This window comes from Aeromicrobium fastidiosum (assembly GCF_017876595.1).
GTDB lineage: Bacteria > Actinomycetota > Actinomycetes > Propionibacteriales > Nocardioidaceae > Aeromicrobium > Aeromicrobium fastidiosum.
The window spans coordinates 634,730-650,913 of sequence record NZ_JAGIOG010000001.1 but is presented as its reverse complement, the minus strand read 5'-3'; the positions used below and the strand labels follow the sequence as shown (position 1 = coordinate 650,913).

At 65.9% G+C, this 16,184-nt stretch carries 13 protein-coding genes and 2 riboswitches; of the genes, 8 read left to right on the top strand and 5 right to left on the bottom strand.

From position 1 onward, the window contains the following. Positions 1 to 120: 120 nt before the first annotated feature. From JOF40_RS03205 to JOF40_RS03195, 3 genes are all read right to left on the bottom strand, one after another. On the bottom strand, positions 121 to 1,506 hold the full coding sequence (locus tag JOF40_RS03205) for an HtaA domain-containing protein (RefSeq protein ID WP_129180040.1): 1,386 nt from the start codon (positions 1,504 to 1,506) through the stop codon (positions 121 to 123). Between the two features lie 158 nt (positions 1,507 to 1,664). Beyond that, complete coding sequence (locus JOF40_RS03200; RefSeq protein ID WP_188111654.1) at positions 1,665 to 2,066, bottom strand: TA system VapC family ribonuclease toxin; 402 nt, start codon at positions 2,064 to 2,066, stop codon at positions 1,665 to 1,667. A gap of 13 nt (positions 2,067 to 2,079) precedes the next feature. Next, entirely contained in the window at positions 2,080 to 2,331 is a 252-nt protein-coding gene (locus JOF40_RS03195) for a hypothetical protein (RefSeq protein WP_209674347.1), read from the bottom strand. Between the two features lie 77 nt (positions 2,332 to 2,408). After that, a riboswitch (cobalamin riboswitch) is annotated at positions 2,409 to 2,591 on the top strand. 64 nt (positions 2,592 to 2,655) lie between these two features. Here JOF40_RS03195 and JOF40_RS03190 point away from each other — a divergent pair. The 6 genes from JOF40_RS03190 to JOF40_RS03165 all read left to right on the top strand — a co-directional run bounded on the left by JOF40_RS03190 (position 2,656) and on the right by JOF40_RS03165 (position 13,921). Next, positions 2,656 to 3,690 carry an ABC transporter substrate-binding protein gene (locus tag JOF40_RS03190; protein ID WP_129180034.1) on the top strand — a complete coding sequence of 345 codons (1,035 nt, stop codon included), beginning with the start codon at positions 2,656 to 2,658 and terminating at the stop codon, positions 3,688 to 3,690. Between the two features lie 39 nt (positions 3,691 to 3,729). After that, positions 3,730 to 3,800: riboswitch (cobalamin riboswitch) on the top strand. A gap of 44 nt (positions 3,801 to 3,844) precedes the next feature. Beyond that, entirely contained in the window at positions 3,845 to 7,429 is a 3,585-nt protein-coding gene (gene cobN, locus JOF40_RS03185; protein ID WP_129180032.1) for a cobaltochelatase subunit CobN, read from the top strand. Then, positions 7,426 to 8,196, top strand: coding sequence for a precorrin-6A synthase (deacetylating) (gene cobF / locus JOF40_RS03180; RefSeq protein WP_129180030.1), 771 nt, complete (start codon positions 7,426 to 7,428; stop codon positions 8,194 to 8,196). Before cobN ends, cobF begins: the two co-directional genes overlap by 4 nt. Before the next feature lie 438 nt (positions 8,197 to 8,634). Further along, positions 8,635 to 10,005: an antiviral reverse transcriptase Drt3a gene (gene drt3a, locus JOF40_RS03175; RefSeq protein WP_129180028.1), complete on the top strand. Its 1,371-nt coding sequence runs from the start codon at positions 8,635 to 8,637 to the stop codon at positions 10,003 to 10,005. Next, positions 9,992 to 12,067, top strand: coding sequence for an antiviral reverse transcriptase Drt3b (gene drt3b, locus JOF40_RS03170; protein WP_129180026.1), 2,076 nt, complete (start codon positions 9,992 to 9,994; stop codon positions 12,065 to 12,067). The genes drt3a and drt3b overlap by 14 nt, the downstream gene beginning before the upstream one ends. A 723-nt stretch (positions 12,068 to 12,790) precedes the next feature. Beyond that, entirely contained in the window at positions 12,791 to 13,921 is a 1,131-nt protein-coding gene (locus JOF40_RS03165; RefSeq protein WP_129180024.1) for an HNH endonuclease signature motif containing protein, read from the top strand. Between the two features lie 19 nt (positions 13,922 to 13,940). Here the strand turns inward: JOF40_RS03165 and JOF40_RS03160 are convergent, their stop codons facing one another. Both JOF40_RS03160 and JOF40_RS03155 read right to left on the bottom strand, forming a co-directional pair. Continuing rightward, positions 13,941 to 14,237 (bottom strand): antibiotic biosynthesis monooxygenase family protein, encoded by a 297-nt coding sequence (locus JOF40_RS03160; RefSeq protein ID WP_129180023.1) that lies wholly within the window; start codon positions 14,235 to 14,237, stop codon positions 13,941 to 13,943. Then, a complete protein-coding gene (locus JOF40_RS03155) occupies positions 14,234 to 14,716 on the bottom strand; it encodes an SRPBCC family protein (protein ID WP_129180021.1) in 483 nt (160 codons plus the stop codon). The genes JOF40_RS03160 and JOF40_RS03155 overlap by 4 nt, the downstream gene beginning before the upstream one ends. Positions 14,717 to 14,794: 78 nt before the next feature. Here JOF40_RS03155 and JOF40_RS03150 point away from each other — a divergent pair, with 78 nt between their 5' ends. Both JOF40_RS03150 and JOF40_RS03145 read left to right on the top strand, forming a co-directional pair. Continuing rightward, positions 14,795 to 15,187 (top strand): MerR family transcriptional regulator, encoded by a 393-nt coding sequence (locus JOF40_RS03150; protein WP_129180020.1) that lies wholly within the window; start codon positions 14,795 to 14,797, stop codon positions 15,185 to 15,187. Between the two features lie 7 nt (positions 15,188 to 15,194). Continuing rightward, the gene (locus JOF40_RS03145) at positions 15,195 to 16,181 is read left to right on the top strand and encodes an aldo/keto reductase (protein ID WP_129180018.1); all 987 of its coding nucleotides are present in this window, start codon (positions 15,195 to 15,197) and stop codon (positions 16,179 to 16,181) included. Positions 16,182 to 16,184 lie beyond the last annotated feature (3 nt).

The following is a 16,184-nucleotide window of genomic DNA, read 5'->3' as shown; positions in this document are numbered from 1 at the left end:
GACCACACGTGTGACCCACGTCGCCACCTGCGCACGACGAGCGGTCGGTCCGGCCGGACGAACGGTCATCACCGATCGTCCGACCCGACCCGACCCGACCCGACCCGGCTGCCCGAGGTGCTACCTGACGCGCAGCGTCCGGTACGGCGAGGTGACGGGCAGCTGGACGGGGTTGCCGTTCAGGGTGACCTTGACGTAGTGCCTGCCCTGGGCGAGCCGCGGCAGGGTGACCGTGATCCTTCCGCGGTGGGACGCCTTGAGGCTCCTGACGGAGATGATCGTGCCGCCGTCGCGGACGACGAGCTGTCCGGTGGGCAGCGTCCCCGCCTTGGCACCGGGCAGGGTCACGGCGATCTTGACCTTGGCGCGCTGCCGGGCCCTGATCGACGTCTTCGACAGCTTGGCCGACAGCTGGGGCGTGACCCTGCCCGTGGACGGTGCCACCGTCGGCGGCTTCGCCGGGACAGCCGGTTCGCCGCCCACCGCGGCTCCGAGTGTCGCCGTGCCGCCGATCGGATCGAGGGCGGTGCCGGCGGTGTAGAAGCCGCCGAAGGCCGGAGCGCCGGTCTCGGTGAGCGTCGCCGGCGCGTCCTTGATCGTCAGGCTCGAACCGGCCGCGCTGATGGCTCCGTCCGTGTCGACGTCGGCGATCGCGATGCGGCCGTAGTCGGTGGGCTGGCCGGCCTCCAGGCTCTTGCTGACGACCTGCGCCGTCAGGACGCCGGCGTCGCCAGTGGCGTCGAGCTCGGGGTCGGTGACGGTCACCTCGAGCAGGCCGTCGTGGCCGGTGAACTGCACGGTGCCGTCGTAGTCGACCGAGAGCTCCTGGGTCTTCGGGTCCCACGTGCCGGAGTCGACGCTGAAGGCGAACGTGCCGTCGTCGTTCTTCTCCGCGCCGTCCGACACCGTGATGGCGCCGTGCGCGATGGAGCCGACGACGTAGTCGCGGAACGACTTCTTGATGCCCCAGTCGAGCGTCCCAGTGGTGATGACCCGGGCTGCGTCGGACGGCGCGGCGACCGTGAGCCTGGCCGCCTTCGACTGGACGGTCTCGCCGAAGTCGACGAGCTGGCCGGACGACTCGTCCTTGCTGACGACGGTGGCGAACAGCTGCGGCTCGTCGCCGGAGATGACGAGCCTCGGCGAGGAGATCGTCATGTCGAGGGCGCCCTCGTGGGCCGTGAACCGGACGGAGCCAGCGAGCCTCAGGTCGAGCGCCTTGGTCGCGTCGTCGTACGTCCCGGTCGTGATGGGCCAGGTGAACGCGCCGTCCGTCGTGCGGGTGACGCCGCCGGAGACGGTGATGCCCGCCTCGCCGATGTAGCTGCGCCACGACTGCTTGACGCCCCACGTCAGGGTGCCGTCGGTGACGGCGACCTTGTCCACGGCCTGCGCGGACGGGGTCATGAAGGTCAACGCCGCGGCGATGACGAGACTGGCGAGGATCACGAGCCCGAGGCGTCGTGATCGGGAGGAGGGCAGGCTGGCGCCGCCGATGCTGAACATGGCTGTCCTGTTCGGAAGGGGGGTCGCGTGCGGGGCGGGCTCTCGCGCACCACCAACTAAGGCCGTCCTTAGTTAGTGCAGCCTTACTTCACCACATCGCGGCCGACGCGCGCAAGGATCTGACACTGTGTCGTGATCTTGCCCGTCTCCGACGACCGTCAGGATGTGGGCGGCAGGTCGATCCAGTCGAGACCGGGGACGGTCGAGAAGAACCGGTCGCGGCTGACGAATGTCGCCTTCCTCTCGATCGCGAGGGCAGCCAGGTAGCAGTCGGGGATGGTGTTGCCGGTGGCCCCGAGCTCGCGGCACAGGGAGTCGAAGATGGCCCAGTGTCGGGGGCCGGAGGAGACGCGACGGACGCCGGGAGCGGACAGTAGGGCTGCGACCTCGTCGAGCACCGATGTCACGGTGAAGCCGAGGCCCCTGACCCTCAACGTCAGGATGCGAGTGGCTCCCGCCAGCACGGCGTCCGGAAGCGCGAGCTCGGTCGACTGCGACGCGTTCTCGAGCCACTGACGTGCGCTCTGGTGGCGGGCCGAACCCGGGCGCCAGGCATCCACTAGCACGTTGACGTCAGGAATCAGCACGGTCGTCGTGGTCGTCGTGGGCGTCGAGGTAGTCGAGGACGGCGGAGTTGTCGCTGAGGTCGAAAGGAGGCTCGCCGGGCAGGCCCATCGTCAAGGGGGTGACGCGATACGGAGCTGGGTTGGGCGACTCTTTGTCGAGCAGGTTCCGGAGGGCCTCCTCGAGCAGGGAGGTGACGGTGCGGCCTTCTTCGGCTGCCCGCACGCGCGCCGCGCGGTACAGGTCGTCGGGCAGATTCATCGTCGTGCGCATATGGCAAAGCATATCGGCATACGCGCCACGTGACGAGAGCCACGTGGCTCTCGGTGGACGTCCGCTGCTACGTTCCGGGTGCCAGTCAACTCAGTGATGAGCCAGGGAACCCGGTGAGACTCCGGGACTGACGCGCAGCGGTGAGGGTGACGGGCGGAGCACGAGGCCACTGGACCGGAGACGGTCCGGGAAGGCGCGCCGTCCGGTTGATCCCGAGTCCGAAGACCTGCTGGCCGCCGACCGGTCCCGGTCGACGTCAACCGCCAACGGGGCCTCGCGCACGGGCCCCCGGATCCCTGAGAGGGACGCCCCATGTCGTCACCCCGTCCTGCCCGTCGCCTGTCCGCCCTCGCGGCGGGCCTGCTCGTCCTGCTCCCGCTCGCGGCCTGCGGCTCGTCGTCGTCCGGTGGTGATGGCGTCGACCGCGGCTCGGCCGACCGCGCCGTCAGCGTGACGAACTGCGGCCGCACCGTCGCCCTCGACCGTCCTGTGCGGCGTGCCGTGTCGGTCAACCAGCCGGCGACCGAGCTGCTGCTGACGCTGGGTCTCCGCGACCGCATCGTCGGGGCGGGCCTCGGCGACACCAACGTCCTGCCCGGCCTGAAGAAGGACCTCGACGGCCTGAACCTGTTCTCGGAGGAGTTCCCCTCGTTCGAGTCCGTCGTCGCGACGGAGCCGGACCTCGTCTACGCGACGTTCGACTACACCTTCACCGACGAGGGCATCGCCGACCGCTCGCGGTTCGCCGAGCTCGGCATCGACGTCTACCAGTCGCCGAGCGAGTGCACGGGCCAGGAGGCCGTTCACACCAAGGCGCTCACGCTGGACGACCAGTACGCGGAGATCCGCGACGTCGCGACGCTGTTCGGGGTCGACAAGCGCGGCGACGAGCTGGTCGCCGACCTGAAGCGACGCGCCGCCACCGCCGCGGACGGCCTCGACGCCGGCGACGTCTCGACGGCCTGGTGGTACTCCTCGACCAAGACCCCGTACTTCGCCGGCTGCTGCGGTGCCCCCGGCATCATGACCCGGGCCGTGGGTGCCGAGAACGCCTTCGACGACCTCGACCAGCTGTGGCCCGAGGTCAGCTGGGAGTCGGTCGTCGACCGCGACCCGGACGTCTTCGTGCTGGCCGACCTCACGCGCGGGTCGGAGGGTGACACCGCCGCGGCCAAGATCGCCTTCCTCGAGTCGAACCCCGCCACCAAGAACCTCACGGCCGTCAAGAAGAAGCGCTACATCATCCTGCCGGGCACCACGATGGACCCGTCGATCCGCAACGTCGACGGCATCGAGCAGGTCGCCGAGGGCTTGCGCGAGCTGGGTCTCGGCTCAGGAGTCCACTGACAGGCCTCGGCCGGGTAGGCTGACGGCACTTCCACGACGCAGGAATCCGGTGCGAGTCCGGAGCGGTTCCGCCACTGTGAGGCTCCCGACGGGGGCCCAGCCAGACACTGCGTGGAGCAACCCACCAGACGGGGCGAGAACCCCGAGGAGGAACATGACGCGCATCGCGCTGCTGTCCACGTCCGACACCGACCTGCTGTCGGCGAGGGCTTCGGGGGCCGACTACCTGTACGCCAACCCGTCCCGGCCGAACCACACCGAGATGGCCGAGGCGCTTGAGAAGGCCGACCTGATCGTGGCCCGCATCCTCGGCTCGCCGCAGGACCTGTGCTCGGGCTTCTGGCGCATCCGCGACATCGGCAAGCCGATCGTCGTCCTCGGTGGTGAGCAGACGCCGAGCGCCGAGCTCATGGAGCAGTCGACCGTCCCGATCGGTGTGGCGGCCGACGCGCACGTCTACCTCGCCGAGGGCGGGCCGGCCAACCTCGAGCAGCTGCACCACTTCTTGTCCGACACGGTGCTGCTGACCGGCGAGGGCTTCGAGCCCCCGGCGGTGCTGCCCGAGTGGGGCCTCGCAGCCCGGCCTGAGGTGAGCACGGACCTGCCGAAGATCGGCGTCCTCTACTACCGCGCCCACGAGGCGTCCGGCAACAGCGGCTTCGCGCACTCGCTGGCCAACTCGATCGACGCGACCGGCGAGGCCGTCGGTGTCCCGATCTTCAGCTCGTCGCTGCGCGCCGCCCCCGACGCGCTGTTCGACGAGCTCGCGACGCTCGACGCCCTGATCGTCACGGTGCTCGCGGCCGGCGGCACCAAGCCCGGCACCGTCAGCGCCGGCGGCGACGACGAATCGTGGGACGTCGCGCGCATGAAGGCGCTCGACATCCCGATCCTGCAGGGGCTGTGCCTGACGTCGAGCCGCGAGGACTGGGAGGCGTCCGACGACGGCGTGACGCCGCTCGACTCGGCCAACCAGATCGCGATCCCCGAGTTCGACGGCCGCATCATCACCGCGCCGTTCTCGTTCAAGGAGATCGACGAGGACGGCCTGCCGCGCTACGTCGCGCACGACGAGCGCAGCTCGCGCGTCGCGGGCATCGCGATCGCGCACGCCCGGCTGCGCCACCTGCCCCAGGCCGACAAGAAGGTCGTGCTGATGCTGTCGGCCTACCCGACCAAGCACAGCCGCGTCGGCAACGCCGTCGGACTCGACACCCCTGCCTCGACGATCCGCCTGCTGCGCGCGATGCGCGACGCGGGCTACGACCTCGGTGAGCCGGGCACCGTCCCGGGCCTGGAGATGGACGACCTCACGGAGGCCGGCGATGCGCTGATCCACGCGCTCATCGCCGCCGGTGGGCAGGACGAGGAATGGCTCACGCAGGTGCAGCTCACCGAGAGCCACGTGCGCATCCCGGCCGCGCAGTACCGCGGCTGGTTCGAGGGCTTCCACCCCGACCTGCGCGACGCGATGCTCGAGGCCTGGGGTCCCGCGCCGGGCAAGCTGTTCGTGAATGACGACCAGGAGATCGTCTTGGCGACGATCCGCGCCGGCAATGTCATCCTCATGATCCAGCCGCCCCGCGGCTACGGCGAGAACCCCGTCGCGATCTACCACGACCCCGACATGGCACCGTCGCACCACTACCTCGCGGCCTACCGCTGGGTCGAGGAGGCGTTCGGGGCACACGCCGTCGTCCACCTCGGCAAGCACGGCTCGATGGAGTGGTTGCCGGGCAAGAACGCCGCACTGTCGGCGGCGTGCGGCACCGACGCCGCGATCGGCAACCTGCCGCTGATCTACCCGTTCCTCGTCAACGACCCGGGCGAGGGCGCGCAGGCCAAGCGTCGCGCGCACGCCACGATCGTCGACCACCTGATCCCGCCGATGGCGCGCGCGGAGAGCTACGGCGACATCGCCAAGCTCGAGCAGCTGCTCGACGAGTACGCCAACATCGCCGCGATGGACCCGGCCAAGCTGCCGGCCATCCGCTCGCAGATCTGGACGCACATGCGGGCCGCCGAGATGCACCGCGACCTCGGCCTCGACGACATCCCCGACGAGGACGACTTCGACGACTTCATCTTCAACGTCGACGGCTGGCTGTGCGAGATCAAGGACGCGCAGATCCGCGACGGCCTGCACGTCCTCGGCCAGGCTCCCGCCGGCGAGGCGCGGGTCAACCTCGTGCTGTCGATCCTGCGCGCGAGCCAGATCTGGGGCGGCGAGACCGGAGCCGTCCCCGGCCTGCGCTCGGCCCTCGGCCTCAAGGCCGACGCCGCCCTCACCGCGATCGACGAGATCGAGGAGCAGGCACGCTCGCTCGTCCTCGCGATGGAAGAGGCCGGCTGGGATCCGTCGGCTGCCCGCACGATCACCGACGTGCCCGAGGTCGTCCAGGTGCTGGAGTTCGCCGCGACCGAGGTCGTCCCGCGACTGGCCAAGACGACCGATGAGCTCGACCACGTCCTGCACGCGCTCGACGGCGGGTTCATCCCCGCCGGACCGTCGGGCTCGCCGCTGCGCGGACTCGTCAACGTCCTGCCGACGGGTCGCAACTTCTACACCGTCGACCCGAAGGCCGTCCCGTCGCGCCTCGCGTGGGAGACCGGACGCGCGATGGCCGACTCGCTGATCGAGCGCCACCTGAACGACACGGGGGAGTACCCGCGCTCGGTGGGCCTGTCGGTCTGGGGCACGTCGGCGATGCGCACGTCGGGCGACGACATCGCCGAGGTGCTCGCGTTGATCGGCGTCGAGCCGCAGTGGGACCCGGCCTCGCGTCGCGTCAACGACCTGCGCATCGTGCCGCTCGACGAGCTGGGCCGCCCGCGCATCGACGTCACGGTGCGCATCTCGGGCTTCTTCCGCGACGCGTTCCCGCACGTCATCGCGATCCTCGACGACGCGATCACGCAGGTCGCCGAGCTCGACGAGCCCCTCGAGCAGAACTACGTCCGCGCACACGCGCAGTCTGACCTGGCCGAGCACGGCGACCAGCGACGGGCCACGACCCGCATCTACGGATCGAAGCCCGGCTCGTACGGCGCGGGCATCCTGCAGGTCATCGAGGCCGGCAACTGGAAGAACGACGACGACCTCGCCGAGGTCTACACCGCGTGGGGCGGCTTCGCCTATGGCCGCGACCTCGACGGTGCACCGGCGGCAGACGACATGCGCGCCAACTACAAGCGCATCGCGGTGGCGGCCAAGAACATCGACACCCGCGAGCACGACATCGCCGACTCCGACGACTACTTCCAGTACCACGGCGGGATGGTCGCGACGGTGCGCGCCCTGACGGGCAAGGACCCCAAGGCGTACGTCGGCGACTCGACCTCGCCCGACGCCGTCCGCACCCGCACGCTGCAGGAGGAGACGACCCGGGTGTTCCGTGCCCGCGTCGTCAACCCGCGATGGATCGGGGCGATGCAGCGCCACGGCTACAAGGGCGCGTTCGAGCTCGCCGCGACGGTCGACTACCTGTTCGGCTTCGACGCCACGACCGGCGTCGTCCACGACTGGATGTACGAGACCCTCGCCAAGGAGTACGTGCTCGACGAGACCAACCAGGAGTTCATGAAGAAGTCGAACCCCTGGGCGCTGCGCGGCATCATCGAGCGGCTCAACGAGGCCGCCGACCGCGACCTCTGGGCCGAGCCCGACGCCGAGGTCATGGCCGCGATGCAGCAGGTCTACCTCGACATCGAGGGTGACCTGGAGGACCGGCAGCAATGAGTACCGATGCCGCGCCCCGGCGCATCCGGGTCATCGGCATCGGCGCGGGTCACCCCGACCAGGTGACGGTCGAGGCGGTCGAGGCGCTGCGGTCGGTCGACTACTTCGTCACGGCCGACAAACCGCGCAAGGACGGTGCCGACGACCCGCTGCTGGCCGCCCGCGAGGCCTTGCTGGCCCGGCACCTCGACGTCGTCCCGCCGGTCATCGCGGTGCGTGACCCGGAGCGCGACCGCTCGCCGTCCGACTACGACCAGGCCGTCGTCGACTGGCACGACGCGCGCGCGGCGGCGTACGAGCAGGTGCTGCTCGACAACGAGGGCGACGTCGGCTTCCTGGTGTGGGGCGATCCTGCCTTCTACGACTCCACGATCCGCATCGTCGAGAAGGTGCTCGCGCGCGGACAGGTCGAGGCCGAGTGGGACGTCATCCCGGGCATCTCGAGCCTGCAGCAGCTCGCGGCACGACACCGGATCGTTCTGCACGACATCGGCCAGCCGATCCTCGTCACGACGGGCCGCCGCCTGCACGAGGCGCGCGACTCCGGGGCCGAGAACATCCTCGTGATGCTCAACTCGACGATCGACCTCGAGGGCTTCGAGGAGTGGACGATCTGGTGGGGCGCCAACCTCGGCACCGCCGACGAGGCCCTGGTCAGCGGCCGGGTCACCGAGGTCGCGGTCGAGGTGCTGACGACGCGGATCGACGTGAAGACCCGGGTGGGGTGGATCATGGATGTTTATTTGCTGCGGCGGATTGCTCGCTGACGTGCCAGGGTGCTGCTGGTTGGGGTGTCGCGCTGCACTCACCCGTTCGGCGGTCATGGCTGTCTTCGATAGCAGCGATGAAACCGAGCATCCCACTGATACTGAGCATGCTTGTGGTTAAGGGACGCTGTCGTTCCGATCGATGCGCGACCAGCCGGGGGAATGGTGGGTATTCCATCAGACCGACGCGCGACTTGCGGTTCTGGATGCGCGGCGGCATTCGCGTCGGATAGGGAACGCGGGGCCAGAATCGCAGGCTCGTGGTCCGACTTTGCAAGCCAAGCCGATGATGCGCCGAATCTTCAACATGTCGCCCTGTAGCGTGAACGGGATCATTGCAAATAGCGACGTCAGTCCGCTCCAGATGTGACACGCTGACTTGGGCCCGGCGAAGCGTCCGGCTCCAACCGCCACAATTCAGCAGGTAAGCGAGCTCGCATGGCAGATCAAAGCTACTCCGCCGCGAACTTTCGACGCATCTGGGACCTACGAACTCGTCGCGGCGAGGACCTGTCGACGTTTTACCCAGCCGTACAGGACGCATCGAATCAGATCCGAGTTTTGGTCGCAGAACGGCGTGAAGACCTAGCGACGCGCACTCTCGGATCCACTGACTACGAAGACTGTGCCGCTTCGCACGACGTCGACATAAAGACGGCGCGACGCAAGCGCGACGAACTCTTGGTCGCGCATCTTTCCGGCACAAGCCTCCTAGTGAATCAGCAGATTGACGCTGACTCCTTGAGCCTAAAAACCGTTCCCGGCCCGGTGGTACGTGGCAAGCCCACCTATACGCTGCCGCCCGACGATCCAATCACCTACTTTCTGAGCAGACAGAGTGAGCGAAACGTGCGATTGGCGCTGAGCGTCGAAGCTCCGTCGCGCTCCATCACGGCGGAGCAACTTTTTCGAACAATCGACAACCAAGTGCCGCTCATGGTTCTCCGTACGGACCTCGCAAGCTTCTACGAGAGCATCCCGCATGACCGACTTCGAGCCATGCTGCGAAGCTCCGACTCTCTATCCCGCACGACCTGTCGTGTCGTCGATTCCATGCTTGCGGAGTCCGAAAATCGCACAGGTAAGCCGATCGGACTGCCGCGGGGGTTGGCGCTCAGCGCTGCACTCGCGGAAGCGTATGCGAAGCAATTGGATTTGCTGATTTCCAAGTCCCAGTCCGTGTACCTGTACGTACGATACGTCGATGACATTGTTCTAGTCCTCGGCGTTGCCGACCAGGATCCAAAAGTGAACAATCGACTGAAAGCCGTTTCAGATATCGTCCACTCGCTGGGTCTTAGTCTTAATCCTGCGAAAACGTTTGCAACCAGTCGACCAAAAGCAAGCGAGCCTGCGATAGGGTTTGATTTTCTCGGCTACCGACTCACTCTTTCCCATACCGGGTGCACCGCCGACTTGACGCGGTCCCGTGCCGACCGGTATCTGCAGCGACTCCAGCTCACCTTCGATCAGTATCGCAATGAGGGCGGCACTTCGCGATCTGCTGTTCAACTTCTCCAACGGCTACGGTTTTTAACCGGGAACACGCGCCTCGCTAACAATAAGCGGCAGGGGCTAGTTGGAATCTACTTCTCCAACAGCCTCCTGCCTGGGCGAACACAGATCCTCGAAGAACTCGACGCCGCACTAGATGCCCATGTTGCGTCAGTGGCGATGCCGCCAGCCGTGCTAATGGCAGCAAAAGAAATGTCGTTCTGTGACGGCTTCGAGAAGACAATCTATCACCGCTTCTCTTCGAAACAGCTCCGTCAGATAGTCAGAATTTGGAAGTTTGATGACAAAGCGTAGGCACAATGTTCGGCACAAGCCCGCCCGTGTTCTTCTGTCGGAAACACTTCCGTTCGAGGTCCCTGTCACATTTAGCAACAGCGGGTTTTACAAATTCTTGAATGACTGCGACCTCAGACTCGATCGAACGACGGCACGTTTCCGTGAAATCAACCACGGTGTCCGACCGGCTCTAAGGATTATTTTCGGCCCGGATGTTCAGATTCATCCCGAGACGCACGATGGAAAAGTCTGGCTCTCGGTGTCGCGAAAACACTTTGAGAGTCCGACCGTCCCTTTTCAATTCGGAGTCCGCTATGGCGGTATGCGACCGCGACAACTCTCGATTCCCCATCCGATGTCACAGTTTGCCTTCGTCGGCTTCTATCAGCGCTATCGCAGCCTCATTCTCTACCATTCGGGTCGCAGCGATTTCAGTATCCGACACCCGAAGCGAATGACGCGCTACACCATCCACCAAGATTCGGTGTTCAACGAATTGCTCAGCACTAAGGGGCTGGGAAGTATCGAAACTAGCGGATACGAGTACGACAGAATTCGGTCGTACTTTGTCTACGCAAGATATGACAACATCTACAAGTTCCACGAATCCCCAGAGTATCGCGCTAGCGAACGACGTTTTGGGCATCTTCTTCGCCTTGATATTTCCAAGTGCTTTGACAGCATCTACACCCACTCTATCGAGTGGGCGACGCACACAAAAGAGGCCGTCAAGCAGGAGAGGCGTCAGGTGTTCGACAATACATTCGCGAAGGACTTTGACGGCTTGATACGAGCCATGAATGACAACGAGACTCACGGGATCCTGATTGGACCCGAGGTTTCCCGAATCTTTGCTGAGGTCGTATTGCAGCGAGTCGATTCGGATGTGGAAGTCGCCCTCGAAAAGGTCGGTCTCCGGCACGGCACCGACTATGAAATCCTGCGATACGTGGACGATTTCTTCATCTTCATGAGAGATCTGAATGACCAAGATCGCATCGTGAGTGCAATCGAGGACAGGCTGAGGCCTTACCGATTCCACCTAAATGCTGCGAAAGAATCGGTCCATACTACTCCTTTCATCTCAGACATTTCGATCGCAAAGGACCGAATACGTTCGCACCTTCGTCGCGGACTGAGACTAGAACCCGATGAAACTTTGGTCGGTTCACCATTGCGATTCGAGGGCGATATTGCCAAGCTCGTCTCAAGTTACAAGACCGTGCTTCGGGAGACCGGTCTCGCGCCGTCGGAGATGGTCAATTTCACTCTTGCAACAATTGAAACTGCCTTGGAGTCCGCAATCTCCGCGCACAACCGATGGTTGATAGAAACTGCGCCGACTGTTGCTCCGCCGCAAGACGGTGTCCAACCGACAAGGCGCAGTCTCCAGGAATTGGCACACTGCCTGCGCGAGGGAGTAGAACTCGCGTTCTACGTTTACGGGGGTTCACCTAGAGTGACTCCCGCCATCAAGCTGTCTCGCATCGTTTCGCTCTGCCGTAAAGCTGCTCATCAACTGAGCGTTGGACTAGACCGGTCGGGTGCCATCGACGACCTGATCTTCAAGGAGACTCGTATTCAATTGCGTCGCAATCCTCTCGAGGAACGGAGCGCTGTCGAAGGCTTGTATCTGCTCACGCTGCTCGGCGATCTTGGAGATCACTACCGGCTGGAGCCAGACGAATTGTGCGATTTCGCCAGGCTCGGCAGCTTGGGAAAGTTGTCCATCCCCGACTGGTTCGACCCCATGGTGGTCGTGGAACTGCTTCGCTATATCAAGGACTATCCGCCATACACTTCACTGCGCGCAGCAGTTGAGTCCTGGGTTGTGGACCGAGTCGAAACGCTCGCGCGAACAACGCGTCGGTATTCGGAGATCCCTTTGTACGTGTTGGGTGTCTGTACGGATCCCCACGCTGCGATGCAGACCAAGCGCGCACTGTTGGCGACATGCAAGGTTGACACTCACGCAGATGTCACAGCGTTTTTGGAGCTCCAGGATCGCTGGTTCACCAACTGGGGCGCGGTTGATCTCCATACGGAATTGCTCCTGAAACGCGTTCAAGAAGTATATTGATCAGGCGCCCCGCACGGCTTCGGTCACACACCAGCGCATGGCGGTACCGGGTACCCCGCCCCCATTTTCGGTAGTTGGAAGCGCGAAGGGCGATGCTTGGGACGGGCTTGTTGCTGTAGGCAGCCTTAGTTGCTCGTGTAACAGCTTGTCCACCTGTCCTTTCGGGTCGGCATCGAGCTGGTTGGCGGCAGCGACGATCTGCGGCGTGGCCTCGCACACCCGGGTCCGGAGTCGTGCGTGCACGCGGCTCAGGATCGCGTCACGATAGAGCCGATGAGACGGGCGGCACCGGCTCGTAGATGTCTATGCGCGCGCGTCTCGGTCAGTAGTCGGTCCTGTCGCGGGTGGACGCACTCGACGATTGCAAAGTACGGCAGATTGCGCCCGCGGGGCTCGTCGTTACGCGCCGCCCCTAACACGCCGCCATACTGCTCTTCGCAGATCGAAGACTAGTGTCGAACCTTCCTAGCGCAGCGTTTCGGCAGGCCCTTTTTGGGGGTGCCTCGCTTTGGGGTGCGTCACAATAGGTCGAATGTTCCGGCGAGTTCTCCGAAACTGTCTGCCGAGATAGGTGGCGGTAGTTCATGGACCATGGGATTTGGCGGGACTACCGGATCGGCGTGAAGAGCCGTGGCGAACGTTCCTATGACAGCCTTTCGAAGTTGTGCACACCCTCCGGTTGCAGTGAAAAGGGGTGTCGGTGGCGGCGTCTAGGTTGGATGCATGGCCACCACTTCAGCTGTTCCGATCGACGTCGTGACTGACGTCGTTCGGGAGCGGGCGCGTGCTGAGGCGCGCGAGGTCGTGGCGATGCTCGACTACCGCGATGCCGAGCTGGAGCGGATCGCCGCGTCGGACGAGTCGCCGATGCGGAGGCACGTCGAGCGCGGGTCCGTCGCGCTGACGATCGCTGAGGCCTCCGGCATGAGCGAGGGGCAGGTGCAGTACCGACTGTCGTTCTCCGGCACGGTCCGCGACCAGTCGCCGACGACGTGGGACGCATTCCTCGACGGGCGAGTCGATCTGGCGCGGGTGCGCGAGATCGGCAGCACGATCGACCAGCTCAAGCGCGCCGAGTCGGTGCACCGTCTTGACCGGCGGGTCGTCGGCTACGCCGAGACCCACACGGTGGCCGAGCTGCGCGCCTGGTTGAAGGCGTTCGTCCGTCGGGTCGAGGCCGATCTGGCGGTGGAGCGTGCTGAGGGTGAGCGCAAGAAGCGGTACGTGTCGGTCAAGCACGGCGACGACTCGATGGGCTGGCTCAACGCCTACCTGCCGTCGCACGAGCTTGCCGCGATCGAAGACCGCTACCGCAAGGCCGCACGTCGGCCGGCGGATCCTGATGACGAGCGCACAATCGCTCAGCGTGAGGCCGACGTGCTGGTGGCCTGGTGCACCGATTCGGACGCCACGGGGTCGGCCATCGATGCGAACATCGCGGTCACCGTCGGCGCGGACGTGCTCGCCGGGTTCACTCCGGGCTTCGCGGAGTCGGCCGACGGCCGCTGGGGCGTCCCAGCCGCATGGATCGCCGCCGTGGTCGGCTCCGGCAGCACCTTCTGGCACCGCATCGTGGTCGATCCGGTCTCTGACGACGTCCTCGCCCACGACTACATCGGCCGATTGGCCCCCGACACCCTCAAGATCGCATTGCAGTTCCTCCACGGAACATGCCAAGGCCCCGGATGCATGGTGCCGGCCAAGTTCTGCGACTTCGACCACCGCATCCCGTTCCCCGAAGGGCCCACCACCGGAGACAACCTCGGCCCGTTCTGCCGACGACATCACGGCTACAAGGGACACGGTCTCCTGCACTGGACCACCAAACGTCGGCCGGAGAGCCCGGCAGCATGATCACCCCAGTGACGCAGGCCTATGCCTCCGTCACCGGGCTGAAGTGCTCGACGACCGGGAACGGGTCGTAGAAGTGGTGCAGAGCCGCTCGCCACAGCTCGTACTGCGCCGAACTGCGGAACCCCTCGGTGTGGTGCTCAAGGGTGTCCCACTCGACGATCAGCAGGTAGGTCGACGGGCTTTCTATGCCGCGCGACACCTGGAGCCGCCGGAACCCGGGCATCGAGGCGATGATCGTCTTCGCAGCCGCCATCGCGGCCTCGAACTCGTCCTCGAGCCCGGGCCGGACGGGCAGGAGCGCGTGCTCGACGATCATCCGCGGGAGTATCCGCGTCGCACGGTGCGGTCGAGGATGCCGAGCGTGCCGCTGAGCGCCGTCTCCGACACAACCGGGAAGACGCCGCTCGCGCGCCAGTCGTCGCTGATGTCCGACCAGTCGTAGAACGACGTCACCAGGGTGCCGCCCTCGTCCGCCGGCTCGAGCCGGTAGCCGTAGACGTGACCCATTCCCGGCCGCACCCGACCGAGGATCGTCCACGAGATCAACCGGTCCGGCTCGAAGTCGCGGATCGTGACGGTGACGTCGTACTTGCCGTAGTCCGGGATGTCGTTCAGCGACTCCCGGTCCATGTGGACGACGAAAGAGTCCCCGGCCGCCGTCACCCGCTCGCCGTCCGCACCCTGCAGCATCCCGGTGGCGTCGATCGCCACGTGCCCCTGAGGATCGGTCAGCACCGCGAACACGTCGGCGGGGGAGGCGTCGATCAAGCGGGTGGTCTCGATGCGGTCGGTCATGACTCGATCGTGCCAGCCACATCCGAGCGCCGCCGCTCGACTTGCCCTGGAGTGCGCTCCAGGGTTCATGCTGGAGTCATGACCGTGACGGATGCGCCCACCGAGGGCATGACGATCAGCGCCGCCGCCGAGGCGAGCGGGTTGAGCGTCGACACGCTGCGCTACTACGAGAAGGAGGGGCTGACCCTCCACCGTCCCGGACGCTCGTCGTCCGGCCAACGCCGCTACACCCAGGAGAACGTCGCCTGGCTCGGGACGCTCGTGATGCTCCGCCGCACCGGCATGCCGATCCGCGACATCAAGAAGTTCGTCGAGCTCTACCGCGTCGAGGGCAGCGAGGCCGACCGGCTCGCGATCCTCGAGGCGCACCGCGAGCACGTCCTGGAGGAGCTCGCCGAGGTGCAGACGCATCTCGCGGCCATCAACCGCAAGATCGACTTCTACAACACTGCAGTCATGAAGGGAAAGTGATGGATCGATGAAGACCACAGCATGGGGAAGCCAGGGCCTCGAGGCAGGCATCGAGGGCCTCGGCGCGATGGGTATGTCCGCGTTCTACGGCGCGCGGGACGACGAGGAGTCGGCCGCGACCCTGCACCGCGCGCTCGACCTGGGCGTCAGCCTGATCGACACCGCCGAGATGTACGGCCCGTTCCTCAACGAGCAGCTCATCGGCCGGACGATCGGCGACCGCACCGACGAGTACGCGATCGCCACCAAGACCGGCGTCGAGATCACGGACGACGGCGAGCGCCGCGGGCCGAACGGATCGCCGGAGTACCTGCGCACTGCGCTGGAGCGGTCGCTGCGCCACCTGGGCCGCGACACGATCGACCTGTACTACATCCACCGCGTCGACCCGAACGTCCCGATCGAGGAGACCTTCGGCGCGATGGGCGAGTTCGTCGCCGAGGGCAAGGTCAAGTACCTCGGCATCTCCGAGGCCGCTCCCGAGACGATCCGCCGGGCCCACGCGACGCATCCGCTGACCGCGGTGCAGACCGAGTACTCGCTGTTCGAGCGCAGCCCCGAGGTCAACGGCGTGCTCGACACGACCCGTGAGCTCGGCATCGCGTTCGTCGCCTACTCGCCGCTCGGACGTGGACTGCTGACCGGCGCGATCGCGTCGGCCGACCAGCTCGACGCCGACGACTTCCGCCGCAGCAACCCGCGGTGGAGCGACGACAACCTCGAGGCCAACCTCGCCGTCGTGCGGGGCATCCGGTCGATCGCCGAGGCCAAGGGCGTCACGCCCGGGCAGCTCGCCCTCGCGTGGGTGCTGCACCAGGAAGGCGTCGTCGCGATCCCCGGCACCAAGCGTCGGACGTACCTCGAGGAGAACGTCGCGGCCGCCGACATCGAGCTGACCGCCGACGACCTCGCGTCGCTCGACGAGATCGCACCTGTCGGCGTCGCAGCCGGCGAGCGCTACCCGGAGGCGGGCATGAAGGCCGTCAACCTCTAGGGC